Origin of the sequence: Micromonospora sp. LH3U1, from assembly GCF_028475105.1 — a bacterium.
Classification (GTDB): Bacteria; Actinomycetota; Actinomycetes; order Mycobacteriales; family Micromonosporaceae; genus Micromonospora.
Genome location: NZ_CP116936.1, coordinates 1,038,889 through 1,052,567, shown reverse-complemented (window position 1 = coordinate 1,052,567; position 13,679 = coordinate 1,038,889). Strand labels below are relative to the sequence as shown.

Below are 13,679 nucleotides of genomic sequence, written 5' to 3'. Positions count from 1 at the left end.
TCGGCGGGCGGGACGGGGGAGGCGCGCCGGCGGAGGGGTCGAGAGGTTCAGGTGCCATGGACGACTGATCCTGACATGAGGGGACCTCGCTTACAAGGGATTCCGTTGCGGGATTAGCGATGCACGACGAAATACGCCAGACTACGCGGGGATACACGCGCGACATCACGATTCGGGTTATGGGGAGCGAACGATGACGAACCGGCAGCACGAGAACAGCAATGGCGGTCGACGCGTCGCTGTCCGTGAAGGTGCCAATCACGTTCTGCTGGATGACGTGGCCAAGCAGATCATCGAACAGCTCCAGGAGGACGGCCGCCGCCCGTACGCCACGATCGGCAAGGCGGTGGGGCTCTCCGAGGCGGCGGTCCGACAGCGGGTGCAGCGGCTGCTCGACTCCGGCGTGATGCAGATCGTGGCAGTGACCGATCCGCTTCAGCTCGGCTTCCCCCGGCAGGCGATGATCGGCCTGCGGACCGACGGTGACCTGGAGGCGGTCGCGGACCGGCTCGCCGAACTGGACGAGGTCGACTACGTGGTGATCACCGCCGGGTCGTTCGACCTGCTCACCGAGGTGGTCTGCCGCAACGACGACCACCTGCTGGAGATCCTGCAACGGCTGCGCGCGGTGCCCGGGGTGCTCTCCACCGAGGCGTTCGTCTATCTCAAGCTACGCAAGCAGACCTACACCTGGGGTACGGCCTGACGCTGCGCCTTGCTTCTTGATCGACTCGACTTCCAGGAAGTCGGGGTGTCCGCACCGCCCTGACGCCCCGGTTTCCGCGATCCCGAGTGGATCAGCGGGCTCGGCCTCCGCGCGAACCGCAGGTGCGGATTCCGTTGCATCCCCGACACCTGTTCGCTAAATCCGTCGCCTCCAGGCCATCACACCACCGATACCACTTGCTTCCGGGGCCGAGACTGTGCGATAACCGTGGGCAGAGCGGCCGGCCTCACCCCTTTGACCGGCCCGACGACCGATGGGGCTGACATGGCCAACGCCACCGACCACCTCTGGATGCACTTCACCCGGATGGCGAGCTACTCCGACGGCGAGGTGCCGACCATCGTGCGCGGCGAGGGCGCGTACGTGTGGGACGCGCAGGGTCGCCGCTACCTGGACGGGCTCGCCGGGCTCTTCGTGGTCAACGCCGGCCACGGCCGCACCGAACTGGCCGAGGCCGCCGCCAAGCAGGCCGGCGAGCTCGCCTACTTCCCGCTCTGGTCGTACGCCCACCCGAAGGCCGTCGAGTTGGCCGAGAAGATCGCCACCCTCGCCCCCGGCGACCTCAACCGGGTCTTCTTCACGACGGGCGGTTCCGAGGCCGTCGAGGCGGCGTGGAAGCTGGCCCGGGCCTACTTCAAGCGCACCGGCCAGCCCAACAAGTACAAGGTGATCAGCCGCTACATCGCCTACCACGGCACCTCGATGGGCGCGCTGTCGATCACCGGCCTACCCGGCATCAAGAGCGACTTCGAGCCGCTGGTGCCCGGCGCCATCAAGGTGCCGAACACCAACTTCTACCGGGCCCCGGAGCACGGCGACGACGCCGAGGCGTTCGGCCGCTGGGCCGCCGACGAGATCGGTCGGGCCATCGAGCGGGAGGGGCCGGACACGGTCGCCGCGGTCTTCCTGGAGCCGGTGCAGAACTCCGGCGGATGCTTCCCACCCCCGCCCGGCTACTTCGAGCGGGTCCGGGAGATCTGCGACGCGTACGACGTGCTGCTCGTCTCCGACGAGGTCATCTGCTCCTGGGGGCGGCTGGGCGAATACTTCGGCGCCGTGCGCTACGGCTACCAGCCGGACATCATCACCACCGCCAAGGGCATCACCTCCGGGTACGCCCCGCTCGGCGCGATGATCGCCAGCGACCGGCTGATGGAGCCGTTCCTCACCGAGACCGGCATGTTCGCCCACGGGGTGACCTTCGGCGGGCACCCGGTCTCCTGCGCGGTGGCCCTGGCCAACCTGGAGGTCTTCGCCCGCGAGGACCTGGTCGGGCACGTACGCGCCAACGAGGACGCCTTCCGGTCCACCCTGGAGAAGCTGTACGACCTGCCGATCGTCGGCGACGTCCGCGGCGACGGCTACTTCTACGGCATCGAGCTGGTCAAGGACAAGACGACCCGGGAGACCTTCGACGAGGCCGAGTCGGAGCGTCTGCTGCGTGGCTTCCTCTCCACCGCGCTGTTCCAGGCCGGCCTCTACTGCCGGGCCGACGACCGGGGCGACCCCGTCGTGCAGCTCGCCCCGCCGCTCATCGCCGAGCAGCAGCACTTCGACGAGATCGAGCAGATCCTGCGCACGGTGCTCACCGAGGCATGGGCACGACTCTGAGCGGCGACGCCGCTGGGCACTACCGGGAGTTGTCGTACTGGCTGTCCACGTTGGATGAATCGCTGGCCCCGCGACCGGGGCTGCCCGGCGACGCCGACGCCGACGTGGTGATCGTGGGCGCCGGCTATACCGGGCTGTGGACGGCATACCACCTGGCGCGGGCCGAGCCTGGGCTCCGAATCATCATGCTGGAGAAGGAGATCGCCGGGTACGGGGCGTCCGGCCGCAACGGCGGCTGGTGCTCGGCGCTCTTCCCCACCTCCCTGACCGGGTTGGCACGCCGGCACGGACGGGACGCGGCGATCGCCATGCAACAGGCCCTGCACGAAACGGTCCGCGAGGTGGGTCGGGTGGTCGCGGCGGAGGGTATCGACTGCGACTGGGCGGACGGCGGAACGGTCACCCTGGCCCGCACCGGCCCGCAGCTCACCCGGGCCCGCGCGGCCGTCGATGAGGCCCGCGCGTTCGGCTTCGGCGCGGAGCACCTGGCGCTCCTCGACGCCGACGAGGCCGCCGCCCGCTGCGCTGCCGACGGGGTACGCGGTGGGACGTACACCCCGCACTGCGCGGCCGTGCACCCGGCGAAGCTCGTCCGCGGCCTGGCCCGGGTGGTGGAACGACTGGGGGTGACCATCCACGAGCGCACCCCGGTCAGCGCGATCCGGGCCGGAGCGGCGGTCACCTCCGCAGGCACGGTACGGGCGCCGGTGGTGGTGCGGGCGACCGAGGGGTACACGCCCACGCTGCCCGGTCAGCGGCGGACCGTGGCGCCGGTGTACTCGCTGATGGTGGCCACCGAACCGCTGCCCACGGAGACCTGGGAACGGATCGGGCTGGCCCAGCGCGAGACGTTCTCCGACCACCGACACGTGATCATCTATGGCCAGCGCACCGCCGACGGCCGGCTGGCGTTCGGCGGGCGCGGTGCTCCGTACCATTTCCGGTCCCGGGTCTCCCCCGACTACGACCGGGAGCCACGGGTCTTCGCCGCGCTGCGGCAGACGCTCGGGGAGCTCTTCCCGGTGCTCGACCCGGACCTGCCGGTGACGCACACCTGGGGCGGGCCGCTCGGCGTCGCCCGGGACTGGGCCGCCTCGGTCGGCTTCGACCGGGCCAGCGGCCTGGCCTGGGCGGGCGGCTACGTCGGGGACGGAGTGGGCTCCAGCAACCTCGCCGGCCGCACCCTGGCCGACCTGATCCGCGGCGAGCGCACCGACCTGACCACCCTGCCCTGGGTGAACCACCGCTCACCGAACTGGGAGCCGGAACCCCTACGTTGGCTGGCGGTCAACGCCGGCCTGAGAATCATGACCAGCGCCGACGCAGCGGAATCCCGCACCAACCGCCCGTCCCGCCAAGCCACCCTGTTCCACCGCCTCCTAGGCAACTAACCCCCACCCCACCCACGCCCACCCACGCCCAACCTGTTGATCATGAAGTTATTGCCATGACACGCCGAGGCGAGCGGGCAATAACTTCATGATCAACGCGGAGAAACGGCGGGCCGGCGCGGCGGAGTTAGTGGTTGGGGGGGATTACCCGGAGGTGGCCTCGGCGGCCGGTCTGGTGGGGGTTCTCGCGGTGCTGGTCGGGCTCGGGAGGGCGCGGCGCCGGGCGGGCAGCTTCGCGGACCGCCTCGGCGAGGGCGACCAGGTCGTCGGTGGTGGGCGGCGGCGGCTCGAACTCGCCCTCGTGCCGGACCACGTCCCAGCCTCGCGGTGCGGTCAGGCTGCGGGCGTGCGGCTCACACAGGTCGTACGTGTGCGGCTCGGCGAACGCCGCCAGCGGCCCCACCACCGCTGTCGACTCGTTGTAGACATAGGTCAATGTGGCGACCGCTTGCCGGGGGCAGCCGTTACGGGAGCAGCGCCGTGGTGACCTCACGTGCGGCAGGGTATCTCCATTACCGGGTCCGGCGCATCGCTTCGCGTTGCGACACGCCCGTCATGGTGATCACAGTTGGCCGTCCTGGGCGCGGCGCGCCACAGGAGCGGCGCTGCCGGTGACCAGCCCGGCGCGGGCGCTACCCTTTGCCTCATGACGAGCCCGAGCCCGGAACACCGCCGCCCCGGCTCCGGCCGGCGTGCGCATCGTGACCGGCACGGGCGCGGCCTGCGCGGGCGGCTCGTGCCCGCCACCGTGCCGCTGGCGCGGACCAAGGCCGAGGTCTTCGACGACCTGGTCCTGGACACCGTCGAGACGCTGGAGCGTCGGTTCGCCAAGGAGCTGGCAGGAGTCGAGTTCGCGGTCGAGGACGTCCCGCCGGACCTGAACGTCTACGACACCGATGTGTTGGAGGACGGCGAGGTCCCGCTGGCCCGGCTGCTGCCCGGCCGCCCGGGCCGGCAGGAGGTGCCGCCGCGGATCGTGTTGTACCGACGGCCCCTGGAGTTCCGGGCGATGGACCGTGAGGACCTCGCCGATCTCGTGCATGACGTGATCATCGAACAGGTGGCGAACCTCCTCGGGGTCGACCCCGACGAGCTCGCCTGAGCCAAGCCCCGCGCGGGAGAGTCGGGCGGCCCCCACCGCCCCGACCTCGCACCGCTCAGGCAACCCGCCGCTTCAACTTGCGCCGCTCCCGCTCGGAGAGCCCACCCCAGATGCCGAACCGCTCATCGTGACCCAGAGCGTATTCGAGGCACTCGGTCTTGACCTCGCAACGCGAACAGATGCGCTTCGCCTCGCGGGTCGAGCCGCCCTTCTCGGGAAAGAACGCCTCGGGGTCGGTCTGCGAGCACAACGCCCGCTCCTGCCACTCCGGCGCGTTTCCGAGCAGGTCGGCCACCTCAAGCTGGCCGTCCATCAAATGCCTCCTTGTCGCGCACCGGCGTCATCGCCGCTGCAACCCCCCACGCGAAAGGCGTGCTTGTCCGTCCGGTCCCTTTTTGTTGCGTTCCGTGCGAACAACCCCATTCAAATTACACGCGTGTAATGCGTGCGCCGTCAAGCCAAACTTGATAATGGAGTCGCCCTCCCGACACCCCCGGTCGGCCACTCAGGCCGTCCAGCCTCGCAACCTGCCCTATCGATTCAGACCCCGGCCGAGTAACGCCCTCTCCGGCGAGTTGCCCGAAGTTTCTGCCGTGGCGCTCCCCCACCGCGTCGCCGCTCGGACCGCACGAGACACACCCGACGACCCCCTCCCACAAAGCTGATCTTGGTGGGGGACAGGTTAACGCGCCGCGGCGCAGACCGCCCGTTGAGCTGCGGACAGCGCTCGCGCCCCGTCCACGATGTGGACGGGGCGCGGCGGAAATTCGGCGCGGTACGGTCAGCCAGAAGCCCCGTATCCGCTGCTCGGCCACACGAACTCGGCTATTCCTCCACCGTGGACAGAAGCCGTGCCAACGGACGTACTTTCGTCCCACCAGACGGTATAGATCCCGGCGGGCAGATCGGGATAGACCGCACTGTGGATCTCGCCATCCCGCACCCGGCGCTCCCGCACCGCCGAGTGGACCCGCCGGTCATCGTCCCGGCTGATCTCGATTTCCCGGCCGTGCAGATCCCGGCCCGTGTAGACGATCAGGGCACCGGTGTCGCCGCCCAGATCGAGGACGACACTCCCGGTCTCCGACGGTCCGTACGCGTGATCGTGCATCCCCCGCGCCGATCAGGACGCCGCCGGCGGGTTGTTGAACCCGTCGTACGGCGTACCCAGGTAGGGGAAGTTCCCGAGGAACGGTGCGGTCACGTCGGCGGCGCTCAACCCCGGGGTGACCGCGGCGGCCGCCGCGTCCGGGCGGAACGTCTTGTCCACCAGCGGGACGGTCAACCCGGCGATCGCCCGCAACGCGATGCTGACCACGTCGTCGCCGACCCTCCGCCCGTTCGGGAATCCGGCCAGGTCACCACCGAGCACCCCGAACCGGTCCGGACGGGGGGTCGGCGGGATCGCGGTGTTCAGCCGCAGCATGTCGGCCTGCACCTCGCCGGTGGCGTTGGTGAAGCCGTCGATCAGTCCGGCCGGTACGCCGGTGAGCAGGATCGCCACCAGGTCGGCGCGGGCCTTCTTCGCCTTGGTGAGCCGGTCCAGGTTGGGGAAGACATTCGGGTAGAGCGCCGGCAGCAACGCGGCCAGCTCCGGCTGCTCGACGAACTGCGCGAACCGCTTGTCCTCCGACGGCGGCAGCGAGTTCCACAGGTCCTTCTTGGACATCGGCACGATGACCTCGTTGAACAGCGGATTTCCCAGCCGGGAGACCTGGGTGAACGGGCCGGTGGCGGTATCCGCCCCGCCCCGGTCGCCGAGCACCCGCACCTGCCGGCGCGACGCCGACGTCCACACCCCGATCACCGATGCCTGGTCACCGGCACCGTAACGGTTGGCGCGCCGCCGCACCCGGTCCAGCGGCACCTGGACGGCGATGCTGTGCACGTTCATCCGGTCAGTGGCGTTGACCGGCTCCCCCTCGGCCTTGAAGATCTTCTTGCCGGCCACGTGCAGCTGCTGGAACGGCCGCAGCGTGCCGAGGTCGAAGATCGCCCCCAGGTCGACGAAGAAGCCGTCCGCGCGCTGCCCGGCGAAGACCCGCTCCCCCGTGGAGAGCGAGTAGGTTGCCTGCCGCACCAGCTCGGCGTACTTCGGAGTGGACAGCGGGCCGACATTGCACGGCGGGCAGGGCAGCTTGTGTGCCAGCCGGTGCTCACGGCCGTCGGCCACCCGAGTCAGGCTGTAGAACTGCCGCCGGTTCCAGTTCTCGCTGTCCAGCGAATCGATCGGGCCGGTGTTGTAGAGAAAACTGTTCGGATTGGTGATCTCGGTGGTGAATTCGAACCGGTAGGTGACATCCGGACGGCCGTCGCCGTCGTTGTCAATATGGATCTCGTAGCGCACGTCGTCGCCGAACTCGAAGAAGTTCGGGCCCCCGGAGGGGAGCTGCAACGGTACGTAGTTGGCGATCAACGTGACCGTGTCGCGTTTGTCAGGGCTGACGAACGCGTACAGGTCGGAGCTGTCGGCGACCGGATCCTTGGCTATCTCCGGGGCCTCGCGGTGGGAAGACATGGCGGACCAACCTCACTGGGCGGGGACAGGATGGCGGGGCGGAGTGTCCGGTCAGCGCCGGGCGGCGCGCCGAAGCCGGTCCGCCAGGCTGCGGTCGCGTACCTCGATCCGGGCCTCACCGACGAAGACGTCCATCGTTCCGGAGTCGGCGTCCCGCAGGTGCACGACGATCGGTTCGTCGGCTCGGCCGGCCGCGCCCGGGGCGTTCTGCGCGGCCGACAGGCCCGGCACGGTGAGTGCGGCGGCGCCGAGGGTGGCGCTGGCCGCGGCGGTCAACGTCTGCCTGCGGGTCAGTCGCGGCCAGGGCCGCTTCCGCTGATCACTGGTCATGGGCAACCTTTCGGCGGCGGCGCGAACGCGCCCGCGGGGACGGACGGGTCCGGTGCCGTCCAACGACGCCGCCGGGCCCCATGGGGAACACCGGCGGCGGTCCTCGCCGCGACCGCCGCCAGCACCGCGTGGTACGGCCGGCGGCGGGGAAAGGTTCGACCTCAGGGCCGGACGTGACCGTACGCAGTCGAACGCTTGCGCGCCGGACGCCCGGCTGCCTTCGCGATGGCCCGCAACTGCTCCTCGGTACGCGCCGATCCGTTGTCGGAGCCGGCCATCCGGGAGATCGTCTCCTCCATCAGCGTGCCGCCCAGGTCGTTGCAGCCACCCTGGAGCATTGCCACCGTGCCCTCGTCGCCCAGTTTCACCCAGGAGCACTGGATGTTGTCGATCCGGCCGTGCAACAGCAGCCGGGACATGGCGTGCACCACCCGGTTCTCCCGCCACGTCGGCCCGGGGCGGGCGATGCCGGCCAGATAGATCGGGGCGTTGGTGTGCACGAACGGCAGCGCCACGAACTCGGTGAACCCGCCGGTGCGGTCCTGCACCCCGGCCAGCACCCGGAAGTGCGCCAGCCACTGCCCGGGGTGGTCGACGTGGCCGTACATCATGGTGGAGCTGGACCGGATGCCCAGCTCATGGGCCGTGCTGACCACGTCGACCCAGGCGGCGGCCGGGAGTTTGCCCTTGGTCAGCACCCAGCGCACGTCGTCGTCGAGGATCTCCGCGGCGGTCCCGGGGATGGTGTCCAGCCCCGCCTCGCGCAACTGGGTCAACCAGTCGCGCACCGGCACTCCGGCCTTCGCGGCGGCGGTGACGATCTCCATGGGTGAGAACGCGTGTACGTGCATCTCGGGCACCCGGGCCTTGATCGCGCGCACGATGTCGGCGTACCCGGTGACCGGCATCTTCGGGTCGATGCCACCCTGGAGGCACACCTCGCTGGCACCGGCCGCCCACGCCTCCTCGGCCCGGTCGGCGACCTGGTCCACGGAGAGCCGGTACGCGTCGGCGTCCCGCTCACGCTGCGCGAAGGCACAGAACCGGCAGCCCACGTAGCAGACATTGCTGAAGTTGATGTTGCGGTTGACCACGTAGGTGACGTCGTCGCCGACCGCGTCCCGTCGCACGTCGTCGGCGAGCCGGCACAACTGGTCCAGCGCCGGCCCGTCCGCGCCGAACAACGCCAGCGCGGCGTCGGTGTTACCGGGCTCCAGCAGCGCGGCCGGGTTGTCGGCGGCGAGCCGCAGACCGGCCCGCAGATCGTGGTCGCCGGCAAGGGCGGTCGGCCCGGCGGTCACCTTCGTGGCCACCTCCGCCCAGTCCCCGTAGACGCTGTCGAAGTCGCCCCGCCGGTCGTCGGTCCGACCGGTGGTGTCGATCGTGGCGTGCAGGTCGGTCCGCCCGCCGAACACCTCCTCCGGCTCCTGCCAGGGACGGCCCTGCGGCATGGCCGACTCGACCGCCATGCCGGACGTCGGATCCGCCAGCGCGTTCACGTGCGGCAGCAGCCGCGGGTCGAGCCACGGGTCGCCGGCGCGCACGTACTCGGGGTAGATGGTCAACCGCTCCCGCAGGGTGAACCCGGCCAACTCGGTGTGCCGGGCCAGCTCCTCGATCTGCGGCCAGGGGCGCTCCGGGTTGACGTGGTCCGGGGTGAGCGGGGACACGCCGCCCCAGTCGTCGATGCCGGCCCGCAGCAGCAGGTCGTACTCGCCGGCGATGAGGTTCGGCGGGGCCTGGATCCGGGCCTTCGGCCCGAGCAGCAGCCGGGCCACCGCCACCGTCGCGGCCAGGTCGTGCAGCTCCGCGTCGGGCATGCCGCGCATCGCCGTGTCCGGCTTGGCGCGGAAGTTCTGCACGATCACTTCCTGGAGGTGGCCGTACTCCCGGTGGGCGCGGCGGATCGCGAAGAGAGCGTCCACCCGCTCGGCCGGGGTCTCCCCGATGCCGATCAGGATGCCGGTGGTGAACGGCACCCCGACCCGGCCCGCGTCCTCGAGCACCCGCAGCCGAACCGCGGGCTCCTTGTCCGGTGAGCCGTAGTGCGGGCCGCCGGGCTCGGACCACAGCCGGGTCGCGGTCGTCTCCAACATCATGCCCATGCTCGGCGCGACCGGCTTGAGCCGTTGCAACTCCGACCAGGACAGCACCCCGGGGTTGAGGTGCGGCAGCAGTCCGGTCTCCTCCAGCACCGCGATCGCGCAGGCACGCACGTAGTCCAGCGTGGAGTCGTAGCCACGCTCGTCCAACCAGCTCCGGGCCGCCGGCCAACGTTCCTCCGGCCGGTCACCCAGGGTGAACAGGGCCTCCTTGCAGCCCTGCGCGGCACCGGCCCGCGCGATGGCCAGCACCTCGTCGCGGTCGAGGAACGGCGCCGGCAGGCGGTGCGGCACGGTGGCGAACGTGCAGTAGTGGCAGCGGTCCCGGCAGAGCCGGGTCAGCGGGATGAAGACCTTCTTGGAGTACGTGACCACGCCTGGCCGACCGGCCGCACGCAGCCCGGCGTCACGGATCCCACCGGCCACCCGGAGCAGTTCGTCGAGCGCGTCACCGCGAGCGGACAGCAGCGCGGTTGCCTCGTCGACATCCAGTGCCCGCCCGGTCGCGGCCCGGCCCAGGGCCCGCCGCACGCTCGCGTCGCTCGGACCGGAGTGGGTGCGATCAACCATCCGCTCAGCCTATGCGCTGCGCGAGCCCGCCCCACCAGTCCCAGCCCGCAGCGTGGGAAACGGCACGCCGGCTGCCAGGTGGCGTACCGAGGGGCGGGCACCTCCGCATCGCAACCTTTGCTCTGCTTCAACCCAGGCAACACCGCGCGTCCGATATCCGGACACCGGGTGTTGCCTCCGCTGAAGCAGAGCAAAGGAGAACCTGAACACCTCGCCAGCGGAGCGGTGCGCAGTGATCAAGCACCCTCTGCGGAAGCCGCCTCAGCGGGGCTGGTCGGGGTGCTCACCGGGCTTGATCTGCTGGGTGCGGTCCGTGTCCGGGTCGACGGGGCGGGGAATCGCCTGGGTCGGGTCGGCGGAAGCCGGATCGGCGGACTGGCGCGGAATGGCCTGGGTCGGGTCGGCCGACGGCGGCTGCCCGAACGGCGGCGCGGGCGGCGCCGACTGCGGGGCGGGGTTGACCGGCGGCGCGGACTGCGGGAACGGCGGAGCCGACTGGGGGTACGGCGGAGCCGACTGCGGTGCCTGGAACGACGGGGACGGCTGGGCGTACTGGCCGGGGAACTGACCCGGCGGGTAGCCGCCCGGCTGGCCGGGAGCGGGCCACCCGCCCTGCGGCTGACCACCGGGCTGACCCGAGGCCGGCCAACCACCCTGCTGCTGCGGCCAGCCTGGCTGCGGCTGGCCGTAGACGCCCGGCTGGGGCTTGGGCCGCGGCACGTAGTAGTGCGCACGCCAGACCGTGTAGACCACCCAGGCGGCGACCGCGAAGATCGCCATCCAGGCGAACCGGGCGAGCACACCGAGGAGCGCGTCGAGCACCTCGGCATCGGCCAGGCGGCCGACCGTCCAGATCAGCATGGTCAGCGTGCCGAACAGTGCGCTGACCGCGTACTCACCGAGAGCCACCTGCGTGATCAGCTTCGCCTTCGGCACCACCGGCGAGATGTGCGTGGCCAGCAGCACGGCCAGCAGTGGAAGGCCCACCGCCTCCACCCCGATGAACGCGAAGAAGGCACTGCCCGCGCGGCCGGTGAAGGAGCTGTAGTCGTTCGGGCTGATCAGCCGGAGCAGGCCCACGAAGAGGAACACGGCGTTGGCGCCGAGCAGCGCGAGCGCGGCGAGTTCGCGTAGCGGCTTGGTCAGCTGACGGGCCTGCGTCGCGTCGGTGGACGCTGGCTCGGCGGGGCTGGTCACGAACTCCCCCTCGGGGCATTAACGGACAGGGCGCACGTGAGCCTAGTCTCCTGGGCCACCGGCGGACCGGAGGCGTCACGTGCGCGAGGATGGTCGACATGCGCATTGTGGTTCTGGCCGGCGGCATCGGCGGCGCCCGGTTCCTGCTCGGCGTCCGGGCGTACGCCCGCGAAGTCGGCGCTGAGGTGACCGCCGTGGTGAACGTCGGCGACGACCTGTGGCTGCACGGGTTGAAGATCTGCCCCGACCTGGACAGCGTCATGTACACGCTCGGAGGCGGCGCCGACCCGGAGCGGGGTTGGGGTCGAGTCGGCGAGAGCTGGACGGTCAAGGACGAGCTGGCCGCGTACGGGGCTCAGCCGACCTGGTTCGGTCTCGGCGACAAGGACATCGCCACTCACCTGGTGCGAAGCACCATGCTCAACGGCGGTTACCCGTTGAGCGCGGTCACCGAAGCGCTGGCCGCTCGCTGGGAGCCGGGCGTGCGTCTTGTGCCGGCCACCGACGACCGGCTGGAAACCCACGCTGTGGTGGAGGACGACCAGGGTCAACGGGCGATCCACTTCCAGGAGTGGTGGGTGCGGTACCGGGCCGACATCCTTACCCACCGCTTCGTCTTCGTCGGCGCGGAGACGGCGAAGCCGGCGCCCGGTGTGCTGGACGCGATCGGCTCGGCTGACCTGGTGCTGGTCGCACCCAGCAACCCGGTGGTGAGCGTCGCGCCGGTGCTGGCCGTACCGGGGCTGCGCGAGGCGGTGGCCGACGGCCCGGCGCCGGTGGTGGGCGTCTCACCGATCATCGGCGGCGCACCCGTGCGGGGAATGGCCGACCGCTGTCTCGCCGTGCTCGGTGCCGAGTGCAGCGCAGCCGGGGTGGGCCGCCTCTACGGTGGCCGGACGGACGGCGGCCTGCTGAACGGCTGGCTGGTGGCCGAGGAGGACGCTGGCACGGTGGTGCCCGGGGTGACGGTCCGCGCGGTGCCGCTGCGGATGACCGACGAGGCGGCGACAGTGGCCATGGTCCGCGCCGCGGTGGAGTTGACGTGAGGCTGGAGATCCTGCCGGTGCTCGGCATCGGCCACGTGACCGAGGGTGACGACCTGGCGGCGGTGATCGCGACCGCGGCACCGTGGCTGCGCGACGGTGACGTGCTGGTGGTGACCAGCAAGATTGTCTCCAAGGCGGAGGGGCGGCTGGTCGATGTCCCGGCGGACGGGCCTGAGCGACTGACCGCACGGGACGAGGTCCTGGCCGAGGAGACCGCCCGGGTGGTCGCCGCCCGGGGGGCGACCCGGATCGTGCAGACCCATCACGGCTTCGTGATGGCCGCCGCGGGGATCGACGCGTCGAACGTGGACAAGACCCAACTGGTGCTGCTGCCGGTCGACCCGGACGCTTCGGCACGGGCGCTGCGCGACGCGCTGAGCGAGCACTACGGCCTGGACGTCGCCGTGATCATCAGCGACACCATGGGCCGGCCCTGGCGCAACGGGCTCACCGACGTGGCGCTGGGCGTGGCCGGGATGCCGGCCATCCGTGACCACCGGGGCGAGGTCGATCCGTACGGCAACGAGTTGCAGTTGACCCAGATGGCCGTGGTGGACGAGCTGGCGGGTGCCGGCGAGCTGATCAAGGGCAAGTGCGATCAGGTCCCCGTCGCGGTGGTGCGGGGCTACCTCTCCGCCACCAACCCGGACGACGCCGGCGGCGCGCGGGCGCTGATCCGCGACGCCGCACAGGACCTCTTCTCGCTCGGTACCGCCGAGGCCCGCGCCGCAGGGCTGGCCGATGGCGCCACCCTGGCCGATGGTCCCGGTCCGACGCCGGCCGACCGGACGGCGGTACGACGGGCGATCGACGCGATAGCCGAGGTGATCGCCCCCGGCACGGTCTTCACCCTGGTCGACGAGGCGGAGGTACGCGCCGGGCTGGTCGCCGAGATGCCCGGGTGGCCGGACGGCGCCACCCTGGTACTCGGCTCAGCCCCGACGCCGGTCGAGCCGATCGGACTGGTCCGTTTCGGCGCCGACCTGCACCGACTGCGCGTCGCGCTGGCCGCCGAGGGTGTCGGGTCGACCCTGTTGCCACCACCGCCGGGCAGCCCGGCGAGCGCCGCGCTCGCCCTGTGACAG

13 protein-coding genes are annotated in these 13,679 nt (G+C 71.0%); 6 read left to right on the top strand and 7 right to left on the bottom strand.

What is annotated here, in order from left to right; translation table 11 throughout:
• Positions 1-193 precede the first annotated feature (193 nt).
• From PCA76_RS04880 to PCA76_RS04870, 3 genes are all read left to right on the top strand, one after another.
• Positions 194-706: an Lrp/AsnC family transcriptional regulator gene (locus PCA76_RS04880; RefSeq protein WP_272615589.1), complete on the top strand. Its 513-nt coding sequence runs from the start codon at positions 194-196 to the stop codon at positions 704-706.
• Positions 707-991: 285 nt separating this feature from the next.
• Positions 992-2,338, top strand: coding sequence for an aspartate aminotransferase family protein (locus PCA76_RS04875; RefSeq protein WP_272615588.1), 1,347 nt, complete (start codon positions 992-994; stop codon positions 2,336-2,338).
• Entirely contained in the window at positions 2,323-3,729 is a 1,407-nt protein-coding gene (locus PCA76_RS04870) for an NAD(P)/FAD-dependent oxidoreductase (RefSeq protein WP_272615586.1), read from the top strand. Before PCA76_RS04875 ends, PCA76_RS04870 begins: the two co-directional genes overlap by 16 nt.
• 127 nt (positions 3,730-3,856) lie before the next feature.
• Here the strand turns inward: PCA76_RS04870 and PCA76_RS04865 are convergent, their stop codons facing one another.
• Positions 3,857-4,222 (bottom strand): DUF3499 domain-containing protein, encoded by a 366-nt coding sequence (locus PCA76_RS04865; RefSeq protein ID WP_272615585.1) that lies wholly within the window; start codon positions 4,220-4,222, stop codon positions 3,857-3,859.
• A 153-nt stretch (positions 4,223-4,375) separates the two neighbouring features.
• On the opposite strand from PCA76_RS04865, the gene PCA76_RS04860 reads away from it, so the two are divergent.
• Complete coding sequence (locus PCA76_RS04860) at positions 4,376-4,831, top strand: metallopeptidase family protein (RefSeq protein WP_272615583.1); 456 nt, start codon at positions 4,376-4,378, stop codon at positions 4,829-4,831.
• Positions 4,832-4,886: 55 nt separating this feature from the next.
• Here the strand turns inward: PCA76_RS04860 and PCA76_RS04855 are convergent, their stop codons facing one another.
• The 6 genes from PCA76_RS04855 to PCA76_RS04830 form a co-directional block, all read right to left on the bottom strand.
• Complete coding sequence (locus tag PCA76_RS04855) at positions 4,887-5,144, bottom strand: WhiB family transcriptional regulator (protein WP_088980572.1); 258 nt, start codon at positions 5,142-5,144, stop codon at positions 4,887-4,889.
• A gap of 468 nt (positions 5,145-5,612) precedes the next feature.
• On the bottom strand, positions 5,613-5,942 hold the full coding sequence (locus PCA76_RS04850) for a phospholipase (protein WP_272615581.1): 330 nt from the start codon (positions 5,940-5,942) through the stop codon (positions 5,613-5,615).
• Between the two features lie 12 nt (positions 5,943-5,954).
• Positions 5,955-7,349 carry a DUF4331 domain-containing protein gene (locus tag PCA76_RS04845; RefSeq protein WP_272615580.1) on the bottom strand — a complete coding sequence of 465 codons (1,395 nt, stop codon included), beginning with the start codon at positions 7,347-7,349 and terminating at the stop codon, positions 5,955-5,957.
• A gap of 51 nt (positions 7,350-7,400) precedes the next feature.
• Entirely contained in the window at positions 7,401-7,679 is a 279-nt protein-coding gene (locus PCA76_RS04840; RefSeq protein ID WP_272615578.1) for a hypothetical protein, read from the bottom strand.
• Between the two features lie 161 nt (positions 7,680-7,840).
• Entirely contained in the window at positions 7,841-10,351 is a 2,511-nt protein-coding gene (locus PCA76_RS04835) for a bifunctional FO biosynthesis protein CofGH (RefSeq protein WP_272615576.1), read from the bottom strand.
• A 261-nt stretch (positions 10,352-10,612) separates the two neighbouring features.
• Entirely contained in the window at positions 10,613-11,548 is a 936-nt protein-coding gene (locus PCA76_RS04830) for a hypothetical protein (protein ID WP_272615574.1), read from the bottom strand.
• A gap of 98 nt (positions 11,549-11,646) precedes the next feature.
• On the opposite strand from PCA76_RS04830, the gene cofD reads away from it, so the two are divergent.
• Complete coding sequence (cofD, locus tag PCA76_RS04825) at positions 11,647-12,594, top strand: 2-phospho-L-lactate transferase (protein ID WP_272615572.1); 948 nt, start codon at positions 11,647-11,649, stop codon at positions 12,592-12,594.
• Positions 12,591-13,676 (top strand): coenzyme F420-0:L-glutamate ligase, encoded by a 1,086-nt coding sequence (locus PCA76_RS04820; RefSeq protein ID WP_272615571.1) that lies wholly within the window; start codon positions 12,591-12,593, stop codon positions 13,674-13,676. The genes cofD and PCA76_RS04820 overlap by 4 nt, the downstream gene beginning before the upstream one ends.
• Positions 13,677-13,679: the final 3 nt, after the last annotated feature.